Source organism: Bacillus sp. P14.5, from assembly GCF_003316765.1.
Taxonomy (GTDB): Bacteria; Bacillota; Bacilli; order Bacillales; family Bacillaceae_B; genus Rossellomorea.
Genome location: NZ_NIJF01000095.1, coordinates 301941 through 328935 on the forward strand (window position 1 = coordinate 301941; position 26995 = coordinate 328935).

Genomic DNA, 26995 nt, shown 5'->3' on the forward strand with positions numbered 1-26995 from the left:
ATGAAATGACAGACCGAGTGAGATTAAATCCTTTTCCACCAGGCGCATCTAAAGTGAAATCGTACATCTTGAAAGTTAATCAACACTCTTTCATAAACCAGATATGAAAAAGGCAGAATCGCTCTTTATAGTGAACGTTTCTGCCTTTTTAAAATTTTACTGAACTTTTTCATTGGCAGTCCTTATTATATTGAGCTATGGTCTGATAACAGGTCGACAAATACCGGGTGGTGACTGTCACCAAGAAGGGGCCAGGCGGTTCATCTGCCGGGAGGATAAGTAACCTGGCATGGAGGGTACTGAATTCCTGGAGCATAGTATGACATTTTCTTCATGAAATAACAGGCTTCAGGAAAGTGGTGAAATAGGAACCTCCTGGTGGACTGGTTAACCAGTGATTTTTCATCATACAGCTCCAGGGTATAGGCGACCAGGTTATTAAAGGCTACTACCGATTCGGCAACCTCATGGGCGAATCGTATTTGGATAGGAGAGTTGGCTGGCAGGAACCGCAAGTATCCTTTAATCGCATTGTTTTTTACAATGAATTGAGAGAACTTCAATTTCAGGACTTCAGCCTGCCGGATAATATCAAATTCAATGCCATCAACCAGCCTGATAAGTAGAACAGCATGCCCCAGCTGGTCTTCCAGCCATAAAGATAAAAGGTCCACCAGAGAAAGAGGCGGAGGTTCCTGTCCCCTCATCAAGTATTGAAGAATCCTTAAGTATTCATCGTTTTCGTTCAGTGTACCGTTAAAATACGTAGGGGTCAGGTTAATGTTGATCTCATTTTTCAGTCTTAAATTTAAGATGTTTCCTTCAAATAGATAGTATTTTCCCGCAGTATGATAAGCAAATTGTGAAAGCTCGATCATTTCTGAAGAAGAGTGTGGAGCAGACTTGGGTATGGTTCTTAACCTTTGTAAGACAGATTCGAAACTTCTTATGTGCATCTCCGCTTCTATAACATACTTAGTTTCACTAGGAGAAAGGTAATCTCTTACAAAGTAAGCGTGATCCTGGAGCATATTCAGCCAAAATTGGTGTTCATCCCATGTCGAGATATATTGTTGGGGCATTCTCATCCTCCGCTCTTTGTCTTTTATTAAAAGTTATTATTGAAATTGAATAGATATGCTAAGTGAATGTGAGTTTAATAAAAGGTATGAAAACAGCTTCTATCTAATTATCAAAATATAGAGGAATGCCAAAACTAAAACCATCATACAGAGAGTGCATTTAAAGACACATATATCAGTGGAACAACCTAGAATCAAAGGGATGGAAGAAAGAACGTCGAATTAATATAAATAGATATATAAGGAAAGGGAGCTTCCAAAATGAAAATTGAAATCAGGCCGGTAAAAGCATGTGATGCTGCGGAAATCACTGAGATTATGATTCAGGAAAAAGTGATGCCTTATGTGGTATCATTACCAAGTGTACGTATAGAACGTTTTGAAAACATCCTAAAAGGTGCCGCACCTGAACAGCATGAATTCGTTGCTGTTCATGAGGGCAAGGTGATAGGATTTGCGGGTCTGCATCAGGGAAAAGGGAGAAGATCTCATACAGGTACTCTTTTTGTTATGATTCATGAACAATACCATGGGAAAGGTGCAGGCTCCTCCTTGATTAAAAAGCTCCTTGAAATGGCCGATAAATGGCTTATGCTTGAAAGAGTGGAGCTGACAGTACTGGACAATAACCTCCAGGCTAAGAAACTCTATGAGAGGCTTGGTTTCGTAGATGAAGGGTTCTCCAGAGGCACTATTGTCCAGAATGGCAGACATGCCGGTGAATATAGGATGGCCAGGTTCCGGCCGGGAGGGATGATTGAAGAAAGGATGAAGAGTGAAAGTGAAGGAAAAGACTAAAAAGCGGTTGTTTTTATTCGATATTTTGTTTACTATTTTTATTTTTATCTGGGTGGTTAAGACATTCATAGAAGGCGATGTGTCCAAAGGGATCATTTTCTCTATCCTCCTCGTTGTGATGGCGGGGCTTTTGATCTTCAACCGAAGATTTAGATAAAATTAGCATGTATAGCTGCAACTCAGAAAGAAGGTGTATGTAAGTGGCAAAACGATATTTTACAGTCGGTATGGCAGGTCATATTGACCATGGAAAAACTTCATTGGTTAAAGCACTGACTAATAAAGAAACGGATCGGCTGAAAGAAGAGAAAGAAAGGGGAATCTCCATAGAACTGGGGTTTGCTCCTCTACTTGAAACAGAAGAGATGGAGGTCTCTGTGATCGATGTGCCCGGCCATGAAAAGTTCATCAGGCAAATGATAGCAGGGGTAGCGGGAATTGACCTTGTAATCCTGGTTGTAGCGGCTGATGAAGGGGTAATGCCTCAGACGAAGGAACATTTGGAAATCCTTTCATTTCTTGGTGTCGATCGAGGTATCGTGGTATTGAGCAAGATGGATAATGTCGATGAAGAATTACATAGTTTGGCCATGGAAGAAATCAAAGAAGAATTGATTGGTACTGTTTTTGAGAAGAGCCCTGTCTTACTGGCCGATAGCATATCTGGAAAAGGGATACCGGAGATTAAACAGGCAATACTCGGACATTTAGAAGATCTTCCCTCGAGAAGTGTCGTTGGAGATTTCCGCATGCCGATCGATCAGGTATTCACTGTGAAGGGGCAAGGGACCGTTGTAAGGGGCACTGTTTATGAAGGAAGCGTCAAGGAGGGGGACTCCCTGCTTCTGCTTCCGTCTGGAAAAGAAACGAAAGCCAGACAGATTCAAGTTCATCATAAACCGGCTACTGAAGCTTTCGGAGGCCAAAGAACAGCAATCAACCTGTCAGGACTATCCAAAGAAGAGGCTGAACGGGGAGATGCCTTGGTAAAATCGGAGTTCTTTACAGTTACGGAAACCATTGATATAAGTTTGAACCTGGTCGATGAACTGGAACACCCAGTTAAGCAAAGGATGCCAATAAAATTGCATACAGGGACTTCGGAAACCATGGGCAAAATCATTTTCTTTGACCGTAATGATGCCGAAGGAGGGAGTGAAGATATTCTCTGTCAAGTTAGGCTGGAGGATCGTATAGTTGTGAAACGGAATGACCGGCTGATTCTCAGGAGACCTACACCAGCTGAAACCATTGGCGGAGGCTTCATCATCGATCCCAATGGGGGCAGATACAAATTCGGTAATGAAACTATTCAATTATTGATGCAAAAGAAAAATGGAACCCCTTTGCAAAGAGCAGGCGATGCATTAGAAAGACAAAAGGTATTGAGCAAACCCCAATTTCTGCAAGAAACATCTTTATCATCACCTGCTCTTCAAGAATTGCTTGAAGAAGGCACAGTATTTCAGCTCCCAAACGGCGATTTGACTGCGGTATTTGTACTCGAACAAATAATTCAGTTGATGAACACCGAGCTTAGGGCTTTTCATGACAAAAATCCCTTAAAGGCCGGTTATGATAAGGCCAGGCTTATTCAATTATATAAAGACACTTATAAAGAGTCGCTGCTGGATTATGCAGTCAAGAGGAATCTTCACAGTGAAAAGTGGAAGCAAAAAGGACACTACTTGTCTCTATCCGACTTTACCCCTCACGTGCCTTCACAGTGGAAAAAACGATCACAGCAAGTATTAGAACAACTTGAGAAAGATGGAATGAAGCCGGAGGAAATGGCGTTTTATTTAGAACAGGCCGGAATTCCTGCTGATATGCAGGGATCATTATTGCAGCATTATCGGGAACAGGAATTAGTTGTATTTCTGGACGAAAAGCTCGCTTTTCATGCAAAGGTATTTCTTACTGCCGTTCGAAGTCTCCAGGCAGAAACAGAGAGGGAATTTGAATTGTCTGAAGCAAAGGACACGCTTGGGTTATCGAGGAAATACCTGATTCCATTTTTGGAAACTCTTGATAATCAGGGGTTGACCGTCAGGGTCGAAAATAAGCGAAAGTGGAGATCGGCGGCTCATTAAGGGAGAGTGAGGAATAGGGGAAGGCAGAAATAGAGGGAGTGAAAACATGTGCACTGTTTACTCTAACTCTTCCTATCAACGGAGTAGTAATACTGTTCTCTTTCCTCCCCAGCAAGTATCAATATTTACAAGAAAGTCTATATAAATCATAGGGTGATATTAATGAATTGGAAGGATTATGAGACGCAGTTATATACAATGGTGATGATTGAGAAAGAGGGCCGATTGCTATTGGTTGAAAGGCCGCCCGACAAAGGCTTCCCCGGTTACATAGCTCCTGGAGGAAAAATTGATTTTCCGGAAAGTCCGGCGGAAGGGGCTGAAAGGGAAGTGAGAGAAGAAACTGGACTGACAGTTAAATCAATGAAATTTAAAGGAATCGATGAGTTTGTCATTCCTCATAAGAAATATCGTTATATCGTCTATAACTACCTGGCCACGGAATTAAATGGTGACCTGCTGGATGATCCTCCCGAAGGAACACTTAAATGGATTTCTCGGAAAAAGGTTATGGGATTGCCTATGCAGCCTTGGTTTAAAAGAAGACTTCCTTACTTCTTTAAAGATGGAGTATTTGAGATCCATTCTAAATGGGATGGAAATGAAAGCAGTGAGGCCGAGGTGACCATCAGGGAGTTATAAAGAAAGGCGTTTTTCTTAAATCTTTTTGCTTAACAGTCCTATTTTAATTTTCTCCCCTTTTTGTACGGCCTCCTGCGGGATTGGCGGGAGTCTGGGTGCAGCGCCCAGTCCTTCGAGCAAATACCTCAAGAGAATATTTGCCTGTCGGGGCAGATCAAGGCGCTTTCACTTTTTGATGAAAGGTGAGTCAAGGGTCCCGTACCCGGTAAAACGGAAACTTCCTCTCGAAGGAGGATACCCCTCGCCGCAGAATTTGTTCGTTTGGAGAGGAAATCCACCGTTTTTCAATCCCGGCAATTTTGTGAAAGAAGCTTAAAGAAAAAGCCTGGTTCATCTCATGGGATGGACCAGGCTTTTTTTGTGCTGCAATTTTAGATATTCACTTCAATTGAAGCATTTTCACGTAGTTTTTCCACTTCAGCAGCCAAGACTTCTTGGGTTTTTTGTCCTTCAAGGTCTTGTTTAATTCGATCCTTCACTTCTTCATACTCAGGGATTTGTCCCTCTGCTTCTTCAGATCCGCTGTTTTGTTCAACAATTTGATCATAATATGCTTTAACATCTTCTTCTTTTACTTCTTCGACAGTCAGTTCATTATCGATGTATGCGGTATATTTAATGTTTTTAGCCACTTCAGTTTCAAGCTCATCGATTGTCAGACCGCTGCTTTTCAACACTTCCTCAAATTGGGCTTCATCTTCATAACCCTCTTTAAGCGTGGTTATTTCTTGCTGAATTTCTTCATCTGAAGCCTCATATCCTTTTTCTTCAGCTTTCTGAAGGAGAAGAGTCTGGCCGATCAGGCTGTCAATCGTGCTTTCTTTCAACTGAGCAGCAATTTCCTCTGAAGTAGGATCTTGTCCCATTTGCTGATAGCTCATTTGGCTGTCTGTCAGAAGGCTATTGTAGGCTTCACCCTTAATCTCTTCATCATTAACAACGGCAACTATTTTGTCTTTATCAATATGCTGTTCTTCTAATTTCTTTTGCATCTCTTCCATCTGAGCAGCTTGATCCGCCTGCTCTTCAGTTTGCTCCTCAGTTTGCTCTTCTGTTTGCTCATTAGCAGCGTTATTTCCTTCTGCTTCCTCAGCGTTTTCTTGGTTTTCTGAACATGCTGCCAAGCCTAGTGAAAGAATGCCCGCAAGCATCATTAATGTCCATTTGTTTTTCATATTCTTAACCCCTCTTTCTTCCAATCAGCAATTGGAAAATTGATTCTCTCTTAAAGAGTGCGTTCTAATTGTTGGCTCTGCGTCCCAAGCTCTAAAACCTAAATTATTGTTTCGAAGGATAAAATTATGAGCTTGATTCTCAGCAATAGAACCTAGAGGCAAGTGTATAACATTTGCAGAGAAAAGGAAAGCTATAAGAGACAATTTAACTTAATTGAAATAAAATTTAGGAAAAAGGAAGAGGTATACAATGTCAAATGGGTTGATTGTAATGCTGAATAACCAGCTTTCAAATTGGAATATCCTCTACACCAAACTTCATAATTATCACTGGTATGTTACGGGTTCGGATTTCTTTACTCTTCATGAAAAGTTTGAAGAATATTATAATGAGGCAGGTCAATACATAGATGAAATTGCTGAAAGAATCCTGACTTTAAAAGGAAAACCAGTGGCCAGTCTGAAAAAATACCTTGAAACTACAACTATTGAAGAAGCAACTTGTCAGGAAAACGCGAAGGACATGGTGGAAGTTCTGGTGAAAGATTTCGAGCAGGTCATCAAAGAAAGCAAGAAGCTTATCGAAACGGCTGAAGACCTTCATGATCAGCCCACAGCCGATATGTTCATAGGAATCAAATCATCTCTGGAGCAGCATGTTTGGATGCTTAGTGCGTATAAATCATAAAAACAATTTTAGTTTCCATGGAGGCTTATATCTTTAAGAGTAATCGCATTTGGAATGGGAAGGTACACTTTCTCGCACATACCTGTAAAAAAGGCAGAATCGTTCTTTATGTAAACGATTCTGCCTTAAAATTTATTGTACTCTGGACTGTCTTCGATAACGAATCTGTTTCAGAAAAAGTTCCTTTCAAGAAAGAAAGGAAAGCGAGTTGTTTCTCAATTATTTTTTTGTTAATGAAGCACAATATTCCATAACCATCTCACTAGTTACATATTTCCGTTCAGGGACAATGCCCAGTCTTGCTTCATCATTGATTCTTTTGGTCACTTCATTTATTTTAGCTGTTGTGAAGTTTTCGCCCTTTAAACAAAGGCTGACTGCTTCCTCAATGAAATATTCTCTTTGCTGATCAAGTCTTATAAAGTCCTTGGCAATTCCATTCTGTTTTTTTGAATGGTCAGTAATTGCTTTATGTACACTCATGTTAATCACTCCTGTTCAACGATCTTTTAAGCCACCTTATTATTATGCTCATTTATCTTTATTCCTGCAACTATTCCATAAAAATCACTTAAACAGTCAAATTTAACTTGAACAGAAGCATCTTTTCAGTGAAAATAGTAATCGACTATTCATACATATAGAATAGTAATCTAATAGTAAGAATTAATAGAATAAAAATGCAATTTGAGTAGAAAGAAGGCTGAAAATGATACAGCTTTGGAGACAATTCGGTTGGGTAGTCCCCATATTAGCTTTAGTGACCGCGGCGCTGGTAATGGCGGTTTTTGTGTGGAAGAATCAAAAGGGAAAAGCAGGGGCCAGATGGGCTGATCTAATACCAGTGCTTTTTACATTAATATCAATAGGCGGAATATTTCTGATTACACTATCTCCACTTGTGCCGGGGGTTGCACTTGAAGGAAATACGAATTTCCGTCCATTTGACAACCTCCGTCTGAATTTAATATATAGAACACACCTTCACATTCCTATCAGAAACTTACTGGCAAACATCGTGCTCTTTCTGCCATTCGGCTTTTTTTATTCATGGTGGATCCGGAAACGCAGATGGATACTGGTGAAAACCACAATAGCAGGCAGTGTTTTATCTATATTTGTAGAAGTAAATCAGTTCTTACTGCCGCTGGGCCGGTCGACAGATATTGATGACTGGATGATGAACACCAGCGGGGCGTTTATAGGCAGTTTGCTATTCCTCTTATTTTTGAAAGTGTGCAGGTTATATGTGAATAGAAAAGACATCAAAAGCTAAAAGGTCCACGCCTTGTTCTGTGTCTGACAGCAGCAATTAATGATTAGACAATTGCAAAATGGGAATAGAAAGTATGTTAGATCATATTTTTGAGGAGGTAATTGCTATCAGTGATAAGAGGGATAGAACAAATGTCCAAAAAGCCAACCAGCAATTAAACGACAGATTTTATCAGGAAGAAAACTCTAATACAGCAGAGTCTAAAACAGAGAAAGCTAATAAAGAAATTCATGAACGTTTGGAAAGCGGTGAGTCCTCAAAGGGCGTTGATCCGGATCGATATCTCGCAAACAATGAAAACTCTTTAGTGACAGAAGGAGTTAAAAAGAAGAAGTAAAACAGCGAGGCTGGGACAAAACCTTATAAAAAGCTCTTTTCCTCACCTGTCCCGCTAGTCCCGCAGGAGGTCGCACACCTTCCGCTCCAATCCGCCTGCGATCAGGAACTGGCGGATAATCTAATCTAAAAAATAACATCTTTAAGGTAAGAGCCTAATAACAAAAATGAACCGCATGAGATCAAGTATATAACTTTGATCTCATGCGGTTTTATTTTCGATGATTTCTACTTGCATCAATTAGTTTTCTACTTTTGTCCCAGCCTCTTTCTTGTGAATAATTTTTTATCTCGTCAAATTTCGACACATTTTAAGTGCGGATTTTATTACCATATAGGTTACATTGCCGAGCAGAGAGGGAGTTACATATGACATTTCCTGAATTAGAAACAAAGCGATTGAATTTAGTTGAAATTACTGAAAAAAATCAAGAGGCATATTTCAGTATAATGTCCTTGGACAGCGTGACAAAATATTATGGAATGGAAAGTCTGCAAAAGATAGAACAAGCTGCAGAAATTATTCAGTCCTTTCGATCAGGCTATGAGAGCAAAAGGTCGATGAGATGGGGAATCACCTTGAAAGAAACTGGTGCTTTTATCGGAACGGCCGGGCTGAATAATTTGCAAGTCAGGCAAAAAAAGGCTGAGATAGGTTTTGAAATCCATCCAGATTATTGGCGCAGCGGTTATACCACAGAGGCTGTCCTGGCGGTTATCAACCATGCCTTTGAAGAATTGCAGTTATTCCGGATAGGAGCTGTGACCTTTCTTGAGAACAGAGCTTCTTTCAGCCTGCTTGAGAAACTTGGTTTTACAAAGGAAGGAATCCTGAGAGGCTATATTTTTCAGAATGGTGTTTCCCATGACACGAATGTTTATTCTTTATTGCGTCATGAATGGCAAGATACTGTGCCCTCGGCAAGGTCAACTGAATCTCGGAATTAATGAAGGGGGGAAGTCTGTTCTGCAGCTCTTCTATTTTGAACGTTCAACAATATCCACATCCGTTACATCATGAATGGTATTCAAAAACAAATAGTTGAAAAGGCGGATAGGATCAACCGCATTCCGTCCAATATCATGACAATATTTATCTTTTAACTCCTCGAAAATAAAGGAAAAGTTGACTGAACAGTTTATTCTCCTGAATATATTGATTTGAGGAACCACGATATCATAAACTCCTCCATACTTACTGAACATTATTGATTGTTGTAGTTTAATCAATATAAACCACCAGTTTTTATTGATATTTATTAGCGGATAGTGTTCATTTTTCTCAACGTTGGTTGGAATCGTGTACCTAGAACGCAAATCAACACTTTTTCGTGAGATCTGAAGTGAAAAAGGCAGCATCGCTCTTTAAAGTGAGCGATGCTGCCTTTTTACTTATTGTTATACTATTTCAGTTTCCTCTATGGTTTAGAGGATATTTATTTGTATTTACTATCGGCTCAATCTTTATGATTGATTTTTATAATCAATTAAATTTGTAAAATTAAATATTACAGAAGTAAATGGGCAAAACTAAAAAAAGCAGAGAAGTACTAGAAAGATAGGACTCCATATCATAAATAAAGTATAAATAGAATTACGATAACATTACAAATATATTAAAAGATTATATGGTAGTTTAATTGGCTTTACAGGTGGAAGAATAAGAACACGGGTTAAGATAAAAAGTCACTGCTGTTCTTTCTTCAAAGGGAGAAAGAAATGTTCAACCGGCAAAACGTGTTGTGTATTCATCAAGGCCGCGCATCGAGATTTGGTAAAGTCATCTTAGAATACAGCTAGAGTAATTCAACTTAATGAAAAAACTATTTTATTCTTTAAGGAGGAATTAATAATGGCTAAAAACAACAATCAAAACAACAATGGTAAAATGAGTTTGGAAGAAGCAGGGCGCAAAGGCGGACAGACTACTTCTAACAATCATGACAAAGAATTCTACCAAGAGATCGGACAAAAAGGCGGAGAAGCTACTTCTGAGAATCATGATAAGGAGTTCTATCAGGAAATTGGTGAAAAGGGCGGAGAAACAACGTCTAACAACCATGATAAAGACTTCTATCAGGAGATAGGTAAAAAAGGTGGAGAAGCAACTTCCGAAAACCATGATAAAGAATTTTACCAAGAAATTGGTGAAAAAGGCGGAGAAGCCACATCCAACAACCATGATAAGAATTTCTATAAAGAAATTGGTGAAAAAGGCGGAAACAGCAGACAGAACAATAATAACAACAACTGATTAATTCTGCCATCTGGAATGATTTACTCTAAAAGAGCTTGCACAATATTGTGCAGGCTCTTTGTTTATCCAAATAAAGGATTTGAGGCTTAAAGTAAGGTCCCCCGTTGAAATCTCTATGGTGAGTAGAAGAATCAAACAGAGGTAATTCAATATCATGGGTACCTTTTACTGAACCTTTCCAATTAAGGCAGGGATAAGTAATCTAACCTCCAAGAGTAGAAGTGTAATTGTTTCTTTACTCCCATCTTTTGGGGTGAAGGTTTAGATTTAATAATTTAAAGGGTAACCATACTATTAATTCAATAAAAAGTTTCCATTAAAAGTAAGTCAGAGAATCTGATGCTGTAAGAGGATAATCTGATCAACAAGAGCTCAATAGAGCGGGAGGTATTGATATATGAATAGAAGAGAGATATATATAAACCAAAAAACAGAGCGGAATGAAGATCAATATAAAGCGGTTGGAGATTATGGAATGGCTGCAAGCGCCACGAAGGAGTCGAGTGATATAGGTGCCGAAATCCTGCGAAGGGGTGGCAATGCCGCAGATGCAATAGTAGCCATGCAGTTTGCCCTTGCGGTTTCCGAGCCTTTCAATACTGGTGTTGGAGCAAGTGGTTTTATCGTTTATCATCACAAAGAGTCAGGTGAAACGAAGGTTTTCAATGGCCATTCCCAAGCACCTCAGAGCGCACATCCTGAAGTTTGTAAGAATGAGGATGGTGAAGTAATGCCTTTTGTAGAAAGGACGATGAATGAAAGTTTTGTGGGGATTCCTGGAATCATGAAAGCTTTGGATACAATTCATAAAACCTATGGACTTAAAGAGTTGGGGGAACTGATTGATCCGGCAATCGATCTTGCCGAGAATGGCTTCACAGTAAATTCTCTTTGGGATACTGCCTTAAAGCTATATGGTGACAGGGTAGGCCATACAGCTAAAGAGTTTTTTTATCCAAAAGGGGTACCTTTGGTGAAAGGGGACCTGGTAAAAAATAAAGCTTTAGCTAAGACCTTCAGGATATTCAAGGAAGAAGGGATTGATGCCTTGTATAAAGGTGTAATTGGTGAGGCGATTATAGACAGGCTGCAGTCTCATAATGGCCATATGGAAATGAGAGACCTGGAGAATTATGAATGTCAGATTCAAGACCCCGTTGTAAGGAATTATCGGGGTTTCGATGTTGCGGTGCCGCCGCCTCCTAATGGAGGAGGAACGAATCTGCTGCAAATCTTAAAGATCATCGAGCGGTTTGATGTCAGTGAATATCATGCTTCCTCTTGGGAGAAGTATTTTATTCTTTCAGAAGCGATGCGCCTGGTGTTCTCAGACAAACTTGCCTATATGAGCGACCCTGATTTTCACAAGGTCCCTGTGAATGGCTTGCTTGATCCGGAGTATATCGCTGAAAGGGCCAAATTCATTGATTTTAAAGGCGGCAGAAATCCGGATATCGATTTTGGCAACCCTTGGGAATATGAAACTAGTGAAATAAAACAGGGAGCTGCCTCTCAAAAAAGAACAGAAGGAAGAGAGACGACTCACTTTACGGCAGTTGACCAATGGGGAAATGTCGCTTCCTGCACCTCGTCATTGGAGCATTATTTCGGTACGGGAATCATGATAGAGGAATACGGCTTTTTGTTAAACAACGATTTGACAGACTTTAAAGTGGAAAAGGGGCATATCAATGAAATGCGCGGTGGCAAATATCCGGTCAGCGCGAAGTGCCCAACGATTATCCTGAAGGATGGAGAGCCGTTCATGACTCTTGGTTCACCGGGCGGACCGACGATTGTCTCCTCGGTTGCACATGTGATAATGAATGTAATTGACTTCAAAATGGACCTGAAAGAAGCAATTGAACATCCTCGGCTATATAACAGTACTGCCCCGGAAGCGTGGGTGGAAGATGATTTCGATGAAGGAGTCAAACGGAAATTGAAGAGTCTGGGGATAGAGATTCTGGATGACACTATGCCAATAGGGAACGTTCAGGCTATATTAATCAATAAAGAGGAAAATTTTTATTATGGAGCAGCGGATTCTACTAGACCAGGAAAAGCTGCAGCTGTGTGGAAGGAAGAAGCGGATAGAATGTAAAGACATCCTGGCTGATGCAGCCTTTCAGTCAGTAGGAACCCCCACTCCAACTTTTTGATTGGTGTGGGGGGTGTTAATTTCAGAGTAAAAAACATTGTGAAATAGATTGTACAATGCCCTCGCCATTTCCGGTTTGCCATTTACGTAAGATTCATGCCAGCATTACCTGTTTTTAAACTTTTTTAGTCCTCTCAAGGTCGCCTTGCACATGCCATGCTTCTCTTCTTCAGCGAAAACTCCTTCCGTTTTTCTTTCCGCTTTGCGCATAGTGTTTTATTTAAAGGGGTATGCCTCAGAGGCTCAACCTCTTATCCATATCCCCGCCAAGGGTAGCTATGAATAATCAGTATATGGTTTTTACTTTGAGTGTATTTTGTAATCAGGGCAGAGCTTATACACGTTAGAATCAGAATCGTACTATTTGTTTCCATCCTTAGTGGTCATTCAGAACCAACTGTTCCAATGCAACCATCTTCTTTTGATCTCTGCCATCTTCTAAGGTTTTGATAACAAGCTGTATCACCAGCAGATCTTCAAATGGCTGGTGCCAAACCAGCCTGGTTTGCAAAGCTTGAGTGGAGAGGAAGGTGTCCGACTTCCTGTGGGCGATTAAGGTTCGTTTTCCCTGTGAATCACAGGTTTCCTCCTTTTATAACCAAGGATAAAACGTTTACACATATAGCGGTGGGGTATTTGAAGAAATGAGAGCAGCTGCTGTACGGACTATTAATTAATGGAGGGAATTCAATGAGAAAACCAGACCCAGCTAAAGATATTAGGATGGATGATAAACCTAAAGTAACAAATAAAGAACCTCAAATCGGAGCGGAGAATGAGGTCGCCGCGGAAGTGAAGACGGAAATGCCGGTTAAGGAACAAAAAAATGGGCAGGAAATTACCAATCCATATTTAATTGCACAGCAATTGATTGCCAGAGCAGCTGAAGCGCTTGAGCTTCCTGAGGGAGTATACAATATACTTAAGAAACCGAAAAGGGTAATGAAAGTTTCCATACCCGTCCGGAGAGATAATGGAGAATATGTAAATTACACTGGAATGCGCTCACAGCATATAGACATTCTTGGACCGACAAAAGGCGGGATACGATTTCACCCTAATGTCAACGAGGACGAAGTTGTAGCGTTATCCATGTGGATGTCGTTGAAATCCGCTCTGGTCGGGCTTCCGTTTGGAGGAGGGAAAGGCGGAGTTGTTGTGAATCCTAAAGAACTTTCTGAAAGAGAACTTGAAGAATTGAGCAGGGGATATATCAGGGAGCTCGAACCGATTATAGGCCCTGACAAGGATGTACCCGCTCCTGATGTTAATACAAACGGACAAATTATGGGTTGGATGCTGGATGAATATGATCGGCTCAGAGGCAAGGATGTTTCAGGATTCATTACAGGAAAACCTGTGATAATCGGTGGTTCCGAAGGGAGGATCGAAGCAACAGGAAGAGGTGTCGTCATTAACATCATGGAAGCCGCAAAACGCTTGGATCTTGAACTTGATAAATTATCTGCAGTGATTCAAGGGTTCGGCAATGTCGGTTCTATTACCGCTAAGCTTCTTCACGAACAAGGTGTGAAAGTAGTCGCCATAACCGATGCGGGAGGAGGGGCTTATCAGCCGAATGGATTAGACATTGTCAGCCTCATTGATTATGCTAATGAAAATGGTACAGTCAAAGGCTTCCGGGGAAGCAGAGATATTACGAATGAGGAATTATTCGCTGCCGATTGCGATATCCTTGTGCCGGCCGCTCTGGAAAATCAAATTACAGAAGAAACTGCACCATCAATTAAAGCAAGAATCGTCGCGGAGGCTGCAAACGGCCCCACAACTCCTCAAGGAAATGAAATTATGGAGAGAAAAAATATATTTGTCATCCCGGATATATTATGTAATTCAGGGGGAGTAACAGTCTCCTATTTTGAATGGGTCCAAAATGCGATGCATTACTTCTGGAAGGAAGAAGAAGTGAACGAAAAATTGAAAGAAAAGATGGAAAACGCATTTGACAGTGTTTATCGGATGAAAGAGGAAAAGGATACTTCTATGAGAGAATCAGCTTATCTCGTGGGAGTCGGCCGCTTGGCGGAAGCCATGAAAGCAAGGGGCTGGATAAAGAATTGGAAAATGCCGATAGACTGTTAACGATAGAAGACTGACATACCTTCAAGTTGTGTCAGTCTTCTTGTGTCTTTGGAAATATAAACTCTTTTATTTTCGGCGATAAATAGAGCATAAACAGATTTTGAATTGTTACCCATAGAAAGGTTGCTCTATTGTTGATGATCTTTAACCGTGAAAGCAATAAGTTAAAGGTAAACATAATTAGCATTACCGCTGCTTTTGTTAGAAAGTGATTCCTGACTGCAGGCAAGATGGCCAATCCAGAAAAAATAAGCATATACAGCGGGGAAATCAGGAAGTGCTCTCTCCATGTATGAAAAAGACCTAACCCGATTTTGGGTTTTTAAAAATATCCAGAATAAACAAAAGGGTCTTTGTTATAACTCCTAAAGACAAATACGTAGAGATCCATAGAAACCCTTTATTATTTTTCTTTTGGAGATTGCTGCTCCAAAAGTCACTCCAAGCAAAAAAGACTGGCAGTAAAAGAGAGGTGTAAATGGGTTTCCACCAATGCAGTCTATAATTGTTGATTTTAAGGAAGTACAGTTCAATTAAATGGAAATAAATAATAGCCAGGAATTTCGAAGGCCATCTCAGCCTGAAAATTGAAAGGAATGTTCCTGTAATAGGGATATATATCGCCTGAGAAAGCAGGGCTCCCAAAGCATTATCAAGCTGGCGTTTTTTTAGAATTTTCGGGTTGTAACGGTAAGACTGTAAAACATTGAACGTAAAGTATTCAAATATATAAGCAAATGCGACATTTGACAGCAATAGGGTAATTGTCTTTCTGTAGCGTTTTTTAAGTAGTGTGTAAATCAAAAGGGCTATATGGAGGAAAGAAAGCATGATGAAAGGAACTGAATTTTTATTGATTCGTTTCAAGACTTTTGGATACCTCCTTAAGTGAATGAAACCTTCTAAAGTGTCCCATAACTGTTTCTTCTTTATAATTTGAAAGTTTGCCCACTTTTATACCTATTAAGTGGGAAAGGTCATTAGCAATGAATTATTAAAAATAGGCAGCTGCGGATTTATTTTTTAAAATTTATATGGTATCATAGAACCCAACAGCATACCTGAGTATTCTTATCGGGTTTGTGAGAAAACATAAGGGTGATGAAAATGAGTCGCGAATTTGTGGATTTGTTCAACAATTGGGCCCAATCATATGACCAAACGGTCTCTGCTGATGGAGACATCGAATATAGGGAAGTATTTGAGAATTACGAAGATATATTGCAGTCCGTTGTCAGAAATGCCAAGGGTCCTAATGTACTTGAGTTTGGCGTGGGAACCGGAAATCTTACAAGGAAGCTGGTCAACAGAGGTTATAATGTTTTCGGGATAGAGCCTTCTGAAGAGATGTTAAAGATAGGTCAGTTGAAGGTGCCGGAAGCAAAGATTAAGGATGGTGATTTTCTCGACTTTCCTGTACCGGATGAACAAATAACTTCTATCGTCAGTTCTTATGCTTTTCATCATTTGACCGATGCTGATAAAGACAAGGCGATTGAAAAGTACAGCAAAATCCTTCCTGAAGAAGGAGTAATCGTATTTGCCGATACGGTTTTTAAAGACAAATCGGCAAAAAGAGCCATCATGGAAAATGCAATAGCCTCATATTATAATAATCTGGTAGATGACCTAAACAGCGAGCATTATACCTATTTGGAAACGCTGACAGGAATGTGTGAAAAGCACGGTTTTACAGTTGAATTTATTCAGAAAAATAAGTATGTTTGGATTATGACAGCGACCAGGAAGCAGCAGAAGGAGTTTTAGCCAAAGAAAGTTGATGAGATGGAGAGAATGACTGCATAGATGGGAGCAGTGAGTTTAATGGATGACTGCCCCCTTTCTTCTGTTGTCTTTTTCTGACAGGATGTATAACTCAGCAGGAATTTCTGGTCATTCTAATAGGCTCTTTTCGTAAACTTTGTTGCTATTTGTTACTAATTCCGAAAAAGTAACCATATTAAGAGGGGTAAATCTGGGAACACCGAAAAGAAAAGAGCTACTATCCCCCGAAAAAAGATAAAACTCTTAGTATCCGGGGAAAAATCCGGTTCTTGGGATTTTTCCGAAAGCAACAATATATGCGAAAACAGCCTTCTAATAAGACTTATTGCAATTTACGCTGCTGTGCTTGTACGACTTATTTTTTAATCAAACTAAACTTCGAAAGCGAGAGATGGATATGCCTAAAATGAATGTTGAAAGTTTTAACCTGGACCATACAAAAGTAAAGGCGCCATACGTAAGGTTAGTAGGAACCACAGAGGGTCAAAGCGGAGACAAGATTTACAAATATGATTTCCGTCTCAAACAACCCAATAAAGAATACATGACTATGCCTGCATTGCATTCGCTTGAACATATGATGGCGGAATTCAGCCGCAACCATCATGATCGAATCGTGGATATCGGTCCAATGGGATGCCAAACAGGCTTCTACATTACGATTTTGAATGATGACAGCTATGAGACTGTTCTCGATGTAATTGAAAATACATTAAAAGATGTCCTTGAAGCAACTGAAGTTCCCGCTTGCAATGAAGTACAATGCGGATTTGCTGCAAGCCACAGTCTTGAAGGGGCTAAAGAGCTGGCAAAAGACATGCTTGATAAAAGAGCTGAATGGACAGAAGTATTTGCTTAATAAGGGGCGGTATTCTTGAAATATGTTAAAAGTGTACAAGAACTGATCGGTAATACACCATTAGTGGAGCTGACGAGAATGGGCCTTCCGGAAGGCGTTCGGTTGTTCGCCAAACTGGAGTATTTTAACCCTGGTGGAAGCATCAAAGATCGTTTGGGAATTAAGCTGATAGAAAGTGCTGAGCAATCCGGGGCGCTAAAACCTGGCGGAACCATAATTGAACCTACAGCAGGCAATACTGGTATAGGAATTGCCCTTGCTGCGATAGGGAAAGGTTATAAAGTAATATTCGTGACGCCAGAAAAATTCAGCCTTGAAAAACAGACCCTTATGCGTGCTTTGGGTGCTGAAGTCGTTAATACTCCTACAGAACTTGGGATGAAGGGCGCCATTCAGAAAGCGAAAGAACTTAGTTGTGAAATCGAAGGTTCTTACTGTCCCCAGCAATTCGACAACCCTTCTAATCCTGAGACCTATTATGAAACTCTGGGACCGGAATTAAGCTCTGAGCTTGATGGGAAGATTGATATCTTCGTTGCCGGCGGAGGGACGGGTGGAACTTTTATGGGGACGGCCAGGTATCTCAAGGAAAGAAATCCAGCTGTTAAAACTGTCATTGTTGAACCAGAAGGATCCATCTTGAATGGCGGAGAATCCGGTCCTCATAAGACAGAGGGGATAGGTATGGAATTTCTTCCTTCCTATATGGATACAGACTACTTTGATGAAGTTTATACGATATCCGACAAGGACGCCTTTAAAGCGGTGAAAGAACTTGCCCTTAGAGAGGGCATGCTGGTTGCCAGCTCATCAGGTGCGGCATTTACAGCGGCTCTTAAAGAAGCGGAAAAGGCTGCAAAGGGAACGAACATTGTCACAATCTTCCCTGACAGCAGCGAACGATATTTAAGTCAAGGAATTTATGAGGAGTGAAATCATGAGGAGAAAAACAAAATTAATTCATGGCGGTATAACTGGAGACGAGCAGACAGGTGCGGTATCCGTTCCGATTTATCAAGTCAGCACATACAAGCAAGATGGAGTGGGGCAGCATCGCGGTTTTGAATATTCCCGTACAGGAAACCCAACCAGACATGCACTTGAAACATTGATCGCTGATATTGAGGGCGGACACTCAGGATTTGCTTTTGGTTCTGGAATGGCAGCTATATCATCCTTGATGATGCTGTTTAAATCAGGAGATCATATCATCTTTACGGATGATGTTTACGGCGGTACATACCGTCTGCTTTCCAAAGTGCTTAATCGCTTCGAAATTTCCGTTTCCTTCATTGATACATCCGATACGGAAAAGATAAAAGAAGCTATACAGGAAAACACGAAGGCAGTTTATGTTGAAACACCAACAAACCCGCTGCTAAAGATTACTGACCTGCAAGCAGTTTCTAAAATTACAAAAGAAAACGATTTATTATTCATCGTTGATAATACCTTCAGCACCCCATATTGGCAGAACCCAATTGAACAGGGAGCTAACATTGTCCTGCACAGTGCAACTAAATATCTTGGGGGCCACAGCGATGTTGTTGCAGGATTGATTGTGGTTGATTCGGAAAAACTTGCAGAAGACATGCACTTTGTTCAAAACTCTGCGGGTGCCATTTTGGGGCCGCAGGATTCCTGGTTACTGATGAGAGGTATCAAAACACTCGGTATCAGAATGGAAGAGATCGAAGAAAATGCTAAACGTTTTGTGGAGTTTCTTCAAAAGCATCCCAAGGTGAGCTCAATTTACTATCCCGGTCTCGATTCCCATAAAGGCAGTGATGTACACGGAAAGCAAGCACGTGGTGCTGGTGGGATGATTTCATTTGATGTGGGCAGCGAAGAAAATGCTGAAAAACTGTTAACCGGCGTGAAGTACTTTACGTTAGCGGAAAGTCTTGGGGCTGTAGAGAGCTTGATCTCAGTCCCGGCAAAAATGACACATGCCTCCATACCTTCTGAAAGACGAGCGGAACTAGGTATTACTGATGGACTTGTACGTGTCTCCATCGGTCTGGAAGACGTGGAAGACCTCATTGAGGATGTTGAGCAAGCATTGAATAAATAATACTAGCGAGTGCGGCTGCACTCGCTTTTTTATTGTGGAAAACGGAAAATGTGTTTGCCCTTCTTTCTTAAAACCTCCAGCCTTTTTATTTTCACGAAAACAGCTTTCAGATAATTTGAAACTTTTTCCAATTTCATGCGTATAAGAAATAAGGATGTTCATTTATGCTCATTTAAAAGGAGGAAGAAGAATGTATTATTATTGGAATGTTGCTTTTACAATTATTCTTTTAGTCGTTTTAACTTCGTCTGCTTTTGCAATTAACTACATAAGTAAGACCCTTGAGAAAAGAATTAGTTCAAAATACTTGAGCATCACTATCATTTTTATTCTTCTCACACTGATGGCGGGTGGTTCCTATGTACTCAGTGAGTTAGGAAGCTGGAGCTTTATCGATACTGTTTTTGTCTCGAGTTTGTGCTTTTTTGGATTAGGATGGATCACGAATATTACTAATAAGGCAAGCATTAATTCGCAAGCAACGGTAATGAAGTTCATTACCAACAATTCTTATAAGCATCAATATGAAGCCGCGAGTTCTTCGGGGATAAGTCTATATTTTATATCCAGCTTGATTTTCCTCATTGGAAGCTGGAGTATTGCTTTTATATTGGCTTATCAATAATCTTGAAAATTAAGTCTGACAGATAAGGGGCGGAAATTCCTCTGTGGGGTAATGACAATATATTTCTCGCTGAATCAAATAGAGCCTGCCTTCAAGGTTTATGTTATAGCCGTGTTTCAGAAAGTATAATAAAATTTAATTTTCATTTAATCCTTATTGTGTTAATATTGTTGAAATTTACAAGATGAAAGAGGGATGAGGATGGAAAATGAAGCAGTGCTCATCGAGCCAGCCATTGAGTTTCGGGAGCAATATCTGGAATTTTATAACGAATGGAAAGAAAGTGGAGAGAATATGGTTCCGTGGGTCATTAGCAAAGACCCCTTTGACTTTTCAACAATGTTAAGCTTTATCGAAAATAATTCAAAAGGTGAGAATCTTCCAGCTGGATGGGTCCCGGACTCAACCTATTGGCTGATTAATTCAAATAAGACGATTGTAGGCGCCGTCAACATCAGACACTCTCTAACAGATGAGCTTTTATATACAGGCGGCCACATAGGGTACGGTATCCGCCCAACCGCCAGAAGAAAAGGGTATGCTACTCAAATATTGTCGCTTTCACTAGGGAAAGCCAAAGAGTTAGGAATAGAAAGGGTCCTTGTTGTTTGTGATAAAGGAAATACCGGTTCAGAAAAGACCATACTGAAAAATGGGGGTGTACCAGATGAAGACTATGTTGAAGAAGATGGAAATGTAATCAAAAGGTTTTGGATAGAGAACCATCAGAGGTAGAGAGAAAGAAGGCAGCATCGGGCTGCCTTCTTTTTAGTATTTTTATTATTTCACTTCTAAGACTATGGAGCCTCTTTCGCTGCCTTCATATTCAACGTCAATCCGCCATTGGCCACTTTCGGGGAACGTGATGGACAATGGGGAACGGCCTTCCTCCATCGTTACCACCAATGGCTCAAACGTTTCCCCGCTTTCAGAAACTGGGGAAAGAAGTGCGTCTTTTCCATCAGCGCTGCCAGGGATAATGATTTCGGTCTCAAACGGGGTGCCTGCAAATGGAAAAGTTTCATGAAGAATAGCAGGGCCATTCTTTTCGCCGACATAAAGTTGAGAATCTTTCTCGAACATGGGACTAGTGTACCATTGAGCTTTTGAAAGCCCGTAAAAGTGGCCGGAGATAATGGTTAATGAGAGCAATAATAAAACAACCTGAGTCCACCAGAAATGAGAAGTCTTTTTAAAACTGTTTAAAAGCTCAGATTCCGGAGCGAACCATTTGGCCATAAAAAAGACCAGATTCATTAGAAGAACGGCAAAACCAACATATAATAACATTTTACCTCCTTGTTTTTTCAGAGTATTCATAATTAATGTTATGTTAAGTATAGCATATTTTTTACGTGGATATGTGGGATAGTTAAAGGAGAGTGTCAATCGGGAAATGGTCTCTGGAATTTCCCAGAGACCAAGAGTTAGTACAGTATCAAATCATATATTGACAAGAATAATCAGCGTTGAAAGTCAAGATCTTCTGATGAAAACACCATAATGATCATTTGCCCTCCAGTTACTACCGACCTGATGAGAAGAGGCTGATTATGCTGATTGCGGAAGGTGAAGTCAGGGCCGTACCAACTGACAGTGGCATCCCTTTTTGGAGGAACATAAGGCACTCTCCTGCTATGAGAATAACGTTCTAAGATTTTCACCCCAGCCCGATCCACAGCATTAAAAAGGGTAGAGGAAACCTGGCAGATGCCTCCTCCGATTCCTTCAGACAATTCACCTTTTACGATGACAGGTGCAGGCAGGTAGCCCTTCGAAACCGTCCTCTTGCCGACAATCTGGTTGAAGGAAAAGGTCTCACCAGGGAACACAACCTGGTTGTTGATGGCATCTGAAGCCAATTTGATATTATGGACTCTTTCTTTGTTTCGTGAGTTGAAGTAAGTGACATAATGGCTGATTCTTTTTCGTTTAATTCTTTCGAGTAATTCACTGTCCACCTTGGGGTACACTGCCTTAGTGGGAATTTCAATTATACTTGATTTTTTTTATAAAATTCTCGATAGAAAGCCTGCTTAAATCTTTCTGAATCGATTGCTTGTCCGTTTTGTTCACTTACTATGCCGCCATGTTCATTGAGAGACGCATCAACGGGTTGTCTTGAAATTCTGCTGTTGGTACTTTCGATTAACTCATTCAGTTTGGACTCATTTATTAAATAGTCAGTGTAGGGACTTGATTGATATTCCTCCCGGCTAAGTTCTCCGACTATTTCTTCTCCATATTTTAATTGGATTTTTCCCATAGATGAATTTACGTGGAGAGCTACCAATAAGGACAAAAATACTTTCATTCCACCACCTTCCTTTCTTTAAGCAGTTTAATCAATGCTGATTCATCGACTTTCCAAGGAGCCATTGGAGAGGTTTTTACTACTGTAAACGAAACACGTGAGCTTACGGGTCCCTTGTCATTTAGATGGAGTTTCAAATCTGCGTTTATTTCTTTAATGAATGAATTTTCCTTACTCGCGACCATGCTTGTCTGCCACTTTACAGCTTCAATTTCATTTAAGATTTTCAGATCGGCATTTCTATTGGTAATGGTTCTTCTTATCAAGTCTTGATCTTTATTTTTATCCCTGCCAGGAAAGCATCGACTAAAGGCTTCGGTGCGAGTCCATTAAGGTATGAATCCAATTTTCCGCCGGCTTTCAAAATCATAAGGTGATGAGAGAGGTCAGGGGACTGGGTCTTATGAGTAGTGCTGCCTTTAAAGTGGATGCAGAAATGACCAGGAAACCCATTTTGTATTGCTCCGGCACCATGCGGCATGCCGTGCATGGATCCTGCGATAAGAAGGTTGTCAGATTGAATAAGAACCGCCCTCCTCATCCAGCTCCACTCTCCTCCATAAATTTCTTTCATAATTTTAGTATCATGGTGCGTCAAAGGCTGGACGTCTGCATGGCTGCTGCCTGCCCTCCTCTGGACCTTGAACCTTTTGCCGGTCCCCACATCAATGACCGTGAAATTAGAATTCCGTGGGAGAAGTTCTTCAACTTTGTCCCATGGTGTCATCTCGATTTTGAATTCTAAATTGGCGAGTGCCTCTCCTGAAAATTTGGTTGCATGCAGTTCAAAGAATATAGAAAGGATAAAAAGAATTACAGCTAGCTTCTTCAAGGTGATAGTCAACTCCATAAATATTGATTTATTTCTATTTTGTGCTTATTGTTTCTTGGATAAAGCACCAAATAAATGGAAGTTGTGGTGAAGATTGATCTTTTAAGCAGCAAATTTTTTATTCTCATATCAAATATTTTTAATTTGAGATAATTAACGGTAAAATTGATTTAAGATAACTTTTCTTATTTAAAGGCCTTTTTCACCTATATTGTTGTTTTCAGATATCCCCGGATACTGAGGTTTTTCTCTCTGAACGCAGGGTGAAGCTCTTTCTTTCTTGCTTACCAGGTGTTTTTGTGAGTTATGGTATTAGTTTACGAAAATTATATTAAATAGCACTAAAGTGTTAGAAAAGAGCCTATTAAAAGGAGGATTCAAAATGGAGTTAAAACCATTGAAAGGCCAGCATCATGTTTCGGCCATCACCGCCAATGCAAAGGAAAATTACAAGTTTTATACTAAAGTGTTAGGATTAAGGCTTGTGAAAAAAACGGTCAATCAGGACGATACATCCGTATATCATTTGTTCTATGCAGATGAGCGGGGAAATCCGGGAACCGACCTTACTTTTTTTGAAATCCCTCATGCGGGGCGCACCCATCAGGGAACGAATAGTATTTCGGCTACTTCACTGAGGGTCCCTTCAGATGAAGCACTTAATTATTGGATGAAAAGGCTGGAATCACAAGGTGTGGAGCACGACGGAATTTCGACAGATAGCGGAAGGGCAGCTTTGTCATTCAGGGACTTTGAAGGCCAGCGCCTGATACTGGTTTCTGATGAAAATAACGAGGGTGTAGCAGGCGGAAAACCATGGGATAAAAGTCCGGTGCCAGAAGAATATGGTATTCGCGGCTTAGGCCCCATCCATTTAACGGTTGCTAAAAGGGAAAACACAGAAAAGATTTTGACAGACTTAATGGGTTACCGTAAGAAGGGAAGCTACTCCACAGCGGTGGATGGAAAGCAATTCGAAGTGAATGTTCTGGAAACTGGAGAAGGCGGTACTGGAGCAGAGGTTCATATCATTGAGCGGACGGATCTCCCTGTTGAACGTCCTGGCCGAGGGAGTGTGCATCATGTCGCATACAGAGTCGAAAACGAAGAAGAATTATATAAATGGGTTGAGCTGCTGAAGGAATTGCGGATACCGAGTTCAGGATTTGTGGAAAGATATTATTTCCGTTCTTTATACTTCAGGGAGGCCAACGGAATTTTATTTGAACTTGCTACGGATGGTCCTGGCTTTGAAGGTGATGAAGATTTTGAACACTTAGGGGAAAATCTGGCTTTGCCGCCATATTTTGAAGATCAACGCGATCAAATCGAGGCTAGGTTAAAGCCTCTTGAAACAAAAGAGTAAGAAGGAGGAAATGAAAATGGAACATATTTTTAAGCAAGGGAAACAAGAGAATGGCCCAACTTTGCTCCTTTTGCACGGTACTGGAGGAAATGAACAGGATTTACTGCCCCTGGCGGAGATGATTGCGCCGGATTGTTCAGTTCTTGGGGTCAGAGGAAATGTCTCAGAACATGGAATGCCCAGGTTTTTCCGGAGACTTTCAGAAGGTGTCTTTGATGAAGAAGACCTGGTCTTCAGGACGAAGGAATTAAAGGAATTCATTGACGTAAGTGCTGATAAATATGCTTTTGACCGCAGCAATGTTCTGGCTGTCGGGTATTCAAACGGAGCTAATATCGCAGCGAGCATGATGTACCATTACAGCGATGCCATCCGGGCGGCGATTTTATTTCACGCAATGGTGCCGATCCGAGGGTTGGACATGGCGGACTTAAGCGATACACCGGTATTCATTGGCGCAGGGGAGAATGACCCTTTAATCCCCGCTCAGGAGACGAAGGAGCTGGCAGAGGCGCTGCGTTCTTCAAATGCGGATGTAACAGAGTTCTGGACGAGAGGCGGACATCAGCTGACAAGGGAAGAAGTGGACAAAGCCGCAGAGTGGTTCAAGGAAAAGTTTTAGTATTAATTTATGTGAAGGCATCCATTGAGGGTGCCTTTTTTGTTTCCATAAATCGGCATGAAAGGTTTGCTAACTGACGGAGCTGATTTGTTTCATGTATCTGGATTAAAGGAGAAGAAATTGGCAAGCAATCATGTGGGGCTGACAAAGTAAAGATAGTACTGCTCCGAGTATTATTTTCTCAATATACATATGAGTTTTTATTATGAATAAACATTAAAGTATGAAAATTTTTTACACTTTTACAAGAAAATTATGGTATGTTCTTTTTATCATATAAATTTTTTAAGAAGAGATGTTACTATGCATAAGTATAGAAGAAATACCCCGGCATTTACTTTTTTTATCCTACTTTTCTTTCATTGCCGGTGTAGCATTGTTCTCCATCGGTTTATATAATGAAACCAGTTTGGAGCTGAATGAAAAAGGATACTACATTGCTGTGATGATCCTGGTTGCTGTCGGTGCTGTCCTGACTCAAAAGGTGACTAGAGATAATGCCGAGGATAACGAAATACTCGCTGAACAGCAGAATAAATCGACAGCAGCGGTGCGGGTCCCCCCTATAGAATTGGTGACGGCATGTGGTTCAATGAATCTATCCTGGATATAAGAATAATTTGCGCAGAATGCTTCCTTCTGCGCTCTTTTCTTTTTGGAACTATCCTCAGAGAGTAGATTTTCTTGCCAAATGTCATTCCGGGAGCTAAGGTGAGTTTTTCGATATTCTCATTGAAAGACAGCGATTTTATGAAAAAAGTATATATAGTAGGAGGGAAGCTGCTGTGAAAGAAAAAATTATTAAAGAGAAAAGCAGGATAGCAGAATGGGCTTTGTCTCTCAAGGACGTACCGGAGGACTTGTGGTTCATGTCTTTTAAGGAAGGGTCGTGGGGAACAGGTGAGGTTATCGCCCATCTTATATTTTGGGATCATTTCGTTATGGACAGCCGGTTGAAACCTTTTCTGAATAATGAAGGACTTCCTGATCTCACCATTGATGTTCAGAAAATCAATGATACAGCAGCAGCCTATGCCCGAAGTTCTGATAAACAGGAATTGATTGAGGAGTTTGTCAGTGCAAGAAATGAGTTGATAGGTCTGCTTTATTCAATGCCACCAGATGTGTTTTCTCACACCATTCCTGGTAAGGGGATGACTTGGAATCATTATCTGCTCAGCTTGATTGAGCATGACAATAACCACCAAAACCAAATAGAAAATTTTTTAAAAAAGTTCTGCCAAACGCTGACAGAATATCAGCTCTCAAAGCAACCGAGATAATCGAAGGAAGAGAGATCTTTCTAAAAGAATTCGATGAAATGGATGCAGTGGAATTACTTCACTTGCAAGCTGAAAACAAGGACTTCTTTGAAGAGTTCTCAATGCGCCGGCCGTCAGGTTTTTACACTGAAAAAGCCCAGGAGGAGAGAATCCGGAAATTTAGAAGGGATAAAGAAAATGATGAGGGCTACAATTTTGGGATTTACCAAAAACGCGAAAATAAACTTGTAGGAACCATCAACCTATTTCAAGTTCTTCGCGGCTCTTTACAAAGCGCGTTTATCGGTTATTTTATGGACAGGAAACAGAATGGGAAGGGGTACACTTCTGAAGCAGTAACAATGCTTGTAAGGTATGGGTTTGAAGATTTGAATCTTCATAGAATCGAAGCAGGAGTCATGCCTCATAACGCAGCCTCCATCCGAGTTTTGGAGAAAGCAGGATTTCATAAAGAAGGACTTGCCCGAAAGAGCGTGAACATCAATGGCAAGTGGGAGGACCATCAGGTGCTGGCTATCATCAACCCTGCACATGAATAATTCTTCCGCATGAGGAGTGAGAACAATTTGAAGTGGAAGTATCCATTTGCAGTATTAATCGGCGCTTGTTCTTATGGAGTATTAT

30 protein-coding genes and 2 pseudogenes are annotated in these 26995 nt (G+C 40.6%); 21 read left to right on the plus strand and 11 right to left on the minus strand.

All coding sequences use genetic code 11. The features are described 5' to 3' along the window. Positions 1-260: 260 nt before the first annotated feature. Positions 261-1082: a DUF2935 domain-containing protein gene (locus B9Z54_RS19505; protein WP_113930040.1), complete on the minus strand. Its 822-nt coding sequence runs from the start codon at positions 1080-1082 to the stop codon at positions 261-263. A 261-nt stretch (positions 1083-1343) separates the two neighbouring features. Here B9Z54_RS19505 and B9Z54_RS19510 point away from each other — a divergent pair, with 261 nt between their 5' ends. From B9Z54_RS19510 to B9Z54_RS19520, 3 genes are all read left to right on the plus strand, one after another. Further along, the gene (locus B9Z54_RS19510; protein ID WP_113930041.1) at positions 1344-1880 is read left to right on the plus strand and encodes a GNAT family N-acetyltransferase; all 537 of its coding nucleotides are present in this window, start codon (positions 1344-1346) and stop codon (positions 1878-1880) included. A gap of 200 nt (positions 1881-2080) precedes the next feature. Continuing rightward, a complete protein-coding gene (gene selB, locus B9Z54_RS19515) occupies positions 2081-3973 on the plus strand; it encodes a selenocysteine-specific translation elongation factor (protein ID WP_113930042.1) in 1893 nt (630 codons plus the stop codon). Positions 3974-4135: 162 nt separating this feature from the next. Beyond that, complete coding sequence (locus B9Z54_RS19520) at positions 4136-4615, plus strand: NUDIX domain-containing protein (protein ID WP_113930043.1); 480 nt, start codon at positions 4136-4138, stop codon at positions 4613-4615. Between the two features lie 371 nt (positions 4616-4986). On the opposite strand, the gene B9Z54_RS19525 is transcribed toward B9Z54_RS19520, so the two are convergent. Further along, the gene (locus tag B9Z54_RS19525; protein ID WP_113930044.1) at positions 4987-5790 is read right to left on the minus strand and encodes a SurA N-terminal domain-containing protein; all 804 of its coding nucleotides are present in this window, start codon (positions 5788-5790) and stop codon (positions 4987-4989) included. Between the two features lie 250 nt (positions 5791-6040). Between B9Z54_RS19525 and B9Z54_RS19530 the strand changes: the two genes are divergently transcribed. Then, complete coding sequence (locus B9Z54_RS19530; RefSeq protein ID WP_113930045.1) at positions 6041-6478, plus strand: Dps family protein; 438 nt, start codon at positions 6041-6043, stop codon at positions 6476-6478. A 219-nt stretch (positions 6479-6697) separates the two neighbouring features. On the opposite strand, the gene B9Z54_RS19535 is transcribed toward B9Z54_RS19530, so the two are convergent. Next, positions 6698-6961, minus strand: a complete 264-nt coding sequence (locus B9Z54_RS19535) for a YpbS family protein (RefSeq protein ID WP_113930046.1) — start codon at positions 6959-6961, stop codon at positions 6698-6700. Positions 6962-7187: 226 nt separating this feature from the next. Here B9Z54_RS19535 and B9Z54_RS19540 point away from each other — a divergent pair, with 226 nt between their 5' ends. From B9Z54_RS19540 to B9Z54_RS19550, 3 genes are all read left to right on the plus strand, one after another. Continuing rightward, complete coding sequence (locus tag B9Z54_RS19540; protein WP_113930047.1) at positions 7188-7754, plus strand: VanZ family protein; 567 nt, start codon at positions 7188-7190, stop codon at positions 7752-7754. A gap of 58 nt (positions 7755-7812) precedes the next feature. Beyond that, complete coding sequence (locus B9Z54_RS19545) at positions 7813-8091, plus strand: hypothetical protein (protein ID WP_162785295.1); 279 nt, start codon at positions 7813-7815, stop codon at positions 8089-8091. Between the two features lie 368 nt (positions 8092-8459). Further along, entirely contained in the window at positions 8460-9038 is a 579-nt protein-coding gene (locus tag B9Z54_RS19550) for a GNAT family N-acetyltransferase (protein ID WP_113930049.1), read from the plus strand. 33 nt (positions 9039-9071) lie between these two features. On the opposite strand, the pseudogene B9Z54_RS19555 reads toward B9Z54_RS19550, so the two are convergent. Continuing rightward, positions 9072-9320: pseudogene (locus tag B9Z54_RS19555) on the minus strand (transposase); the annotation flags it as partial. A 622-nt stretch (positions 9321-9942) separates the two neighbouring features. Here B9Z54_RS19555 and gsiB point away from each other — a divergent pair. Beyond that, a complete protein-coding gene (gene gsiB, locus B9Z54_RS19560) occupies positions 9943-10344 on the plus strand; it encodes a glucose starvation-inducible protein GsiB (protein WP_113930050.1) in 402 nt (133 codons plus the stop codon). A gap of 400 nt (positions 10345-10744) precedes the next feature. Next, positions 10745-12451: a gamma-glutamyltransferase gene (gene ggt / locus B9Z54_RS19565; RefSeq protein WP_113930051.1), complete on the plus strand. Its 1707-nt coding sequence runs from the start codon at positions 10745-10747 to the stop codon at positions 12449-12451. Positions 12452-12884: 433 nt separating this feature from the next. Here ggt and B9Z54_RS26260 read toward each other — a convergent pair whose 3' ends face one another. Continuing rightward, positions 12885-13019, minus strand: a complete 135-nt coding sequence (locus B9Z54_RS26260; RefSeq protein ID WP_275887828.1) for a hypothetical protein — start codon at positions 13017-13019, stop codon at positions 12885-12887. A 293-nt stretch (positions 13020-13312) separates the two neighbouring features. On the opposite strand from B9Z54_RS26260, the gene B9Z54_RS19570 reads away from it, so the two are divergent. Beyond that, positions 13313-14611: a Glu/Leu/Phe/Val family dehydrogenase gene (locus tag B9Z54_RS19570; protein ID WP_113930139.1), complete on the plus strand. Its 1299-nt coding sequence runs from the start codon at positions 13313-13315 to the stop codon at positions 14609-14611. Positions 14612-14914: 303 nt separating this feature from the next. Here B9Z54_RS19570 and B9Z54_RS19580 read toward each other — a convergent pair whose 3' ends face one another. Further along, entirely contained in the window at positions 14915-15478 is a 564-nt protein-coding gene (locus B9Z54_RS19580) for a hypothetical protein (protein ID WP_113930053.1), read from the minus strand. A 240-nt stretch (positions 15479-15718) separates the two neighbouring features. On the opposite strand from B9Z54_RS19580, the gene B9Z54_RS19585 reads away from it, so the two are divergent. The 6 genes from B9Z54_RS19585 (at position 15719) to B9Z54_RS19610 (ending at position 20689) form a co-directional block, all read left to right on the plus strand. Then, entirely contained in the window at positions 15719-16378 is a 660-nt protein-coding gene (locus B9Z54_RS19585) for a class I SAM-dependent methyltransferase (RefSeq protein ID WP_113930054.1), read from the plus strand. A gap of 415 nt (positions 16379-16793) precedes the next feature. Further along, entirely contained in the window at positions 16794-17255 is a 462-nt protein-coding gene (locus B9Z54_RS19590) for an S-ribosylhomocysteine lyase (RefSeq protein WP_187444319.1), read from the plus strand. Between the two features lie 15 nt (positions 17256-17270). After that, positions 17271-18188, plus strand: coding sequence for a PLP-dependent cysteine synthase family protein (locus tag B9Z54_RS19595; RefSeq protein WP_113930056.1), 918 nt, complete (start codon positions 17271-17273; stop codon positions 18186-18188). A 4-nt stretch (positions 18189-18192) separates the two neighbouring features. After that, the gene (locus B9Z54_RS19600; protein ID WP_113930057.1) at positions 18193-19329 is read left to right on the plus strand and encodes a bifunctional cystathionine gamma-lyase/homocysteine desulfhydrase; all 1137 of its coding nucleotides are present in this window, start codon (positions 18193-18195) and stop codon (positions 19327-19329) included. Positions 19330-19519: 190 nt separating this feature from the next. Further along, on the plus strand, positions 19520-19954 hold the full coding sequence (locus B9Z54_RS19605) for a hypothetical protein (RefSeq protein ID WP_113930058.1): 435 nt from the start codon (positions 19520-19522) through the stop codon (positions 19952-19954). Positions 19955-20155: 201 nt separating this feature from the next. Next, the gene (locus B9Z54_RS19610; protein WP_113930059.1) at positions 20156-20689 is read left to right on the plus strand and encodes a GNAT family N-acetyltransferase; all 534 of its coding nucleotides are present in this window, start codon (positions 20156-20158) and stop codon (positions 20687-20689) included. 45 nt (positions 20690-20734) lie between these two features. Here B9Z54_RS19610 and B9Z54_RS19615 read toward each other — a convergent pair whose 3' ends face one another. The 5 genes from B9Z54_RS19615 to B9Z54_RS19630 all read right to left on the minus strand — a co-directional run bounded on the left by B9Z54_RS19615 (position 20735) and on the right by B9Z54_RS19630 (position 23100). Further along, positions 20735-21244: a hypothetical protein gene (locus B9Z54_RS19615; protein ID WP_113930060.1), complete on the minus strand. Its 510-nt coding sequence runs from the start codon at positions 21242-21244 to the stop codon at positions 20735-20737. A gap of 173 nt (positions 21245-21417) precedes the next feature. Next, positions 21418-21915 (minus strand): VanW family protein, encoded by a 498-nt coding sequence (locus B9Z54_RS26540; protein WP_345840752.1) that lies wholly within the window; start codon positions 21913-21915, stop codon positions 21418-21420. 32 nt (positions 21916-21947) lie between these two features. Further along, complete coding sequence (locus B9Z54_RS26545) at positions 21948-22268, minus strand: peptidoglycan binding domain-containing protein (RefSeq protein ID WP_345840753.1); 321 nt, start codon at positions 22266-22268, stop codon at positions 21948-21950. Then, entirely contained in the window at positions 22265-22534 is a 270-nt protein-coding gene (locus B9Z54_RS19625; RefSeq protein WP_113930061.1) for a hypothetical protein, read from the minus strand. The genes B9Z54_RS26545 and B9Z54_RS19625 overlap by 4 nt, the downstream gene beginning before the upstream one ends. After that, positions 22531-23100 carry a hypothetical protein gene (locus tag B9Z54_RS19630; protein ID WP_113930062.1) on the minus strand — a complete coding sequence of 190 codons (570 nt, stop codon included), beginning with the start codon at positions 23098-23100 and terminating at the stop codon, positions 22531-22533. Before B9Z54_RS19630 ends, B9Z54_RS19625 begins: the two co-directional genes overlap by 4 nt. A 382-nt stretch (positions 23101-23482) precedes the next feature. Here B9Z54_RS19630 and B9Z54_RS19635 point away from each other — a divergent pair, with 382 nt between their 5' ends. The 5 genes and pseudogenes from B9Z54_RS19635 to B9Z54_RS19655 all read left to right on the plus strand — a co-directional run bounded on the left by B9Z54_RS19635 (position 23483) and on the right by B9Z54_RS19655 (position 26910). After that, positions 23483-24466 (plus strand): ring-cleaving dioxygenase, encoded by a 984-nt coding sequence (locus tag B9Z54_RS19635; RefSeq protein ID WP_113930063.1) that lies wholly within the window; start codon positions 23483-23485, stop codon positions 24464-24466. 16 nt (positions 24467-24482) lie between these two features. After that, entirely contained in the window at positions 24483-25088 is a 606-nt protein-coding gene (locus B9Z54_RS19640) for an alpha/beta hydrolase (RefSeq protein WP_113930064.1), read from the plus strand. A gap of 303 nt (positions 25089-25391) precedes the next feature. Then, positions 25392-25701: pseudogene (locus tag B9Z54_RS19645) on the plus strand (YiaA/YiaB family inner membrane protein). Between the two features lie 172 nt (positions 25702-25873). Continuing rightward, entirely contained in the window at positions 25874-26371 is a 498-nt protein-coding gene (locus B9Z54_RS19650) for a DinB family protein (RefSeq protein WP_113930065.1), read from the plus strand. Beyond that, positions 26368-26910 (plus strand): GNAT family N-acetyltransferase, encoded by a 543-nt coding sequence (locus B9Z54_RS19655; RefSeq protein ID WP_113930066.1) that lies wholly within the window; start codon positions 26368-26370, stop codon positions 26908-26910. The genes B9Z54_RS19650 and B9Z54_RS19655 overlap by 4 nt, the downstream gene beginning before the upstream one ends. Positions 26911-26995: the final 85 nt, after the last annotated feature.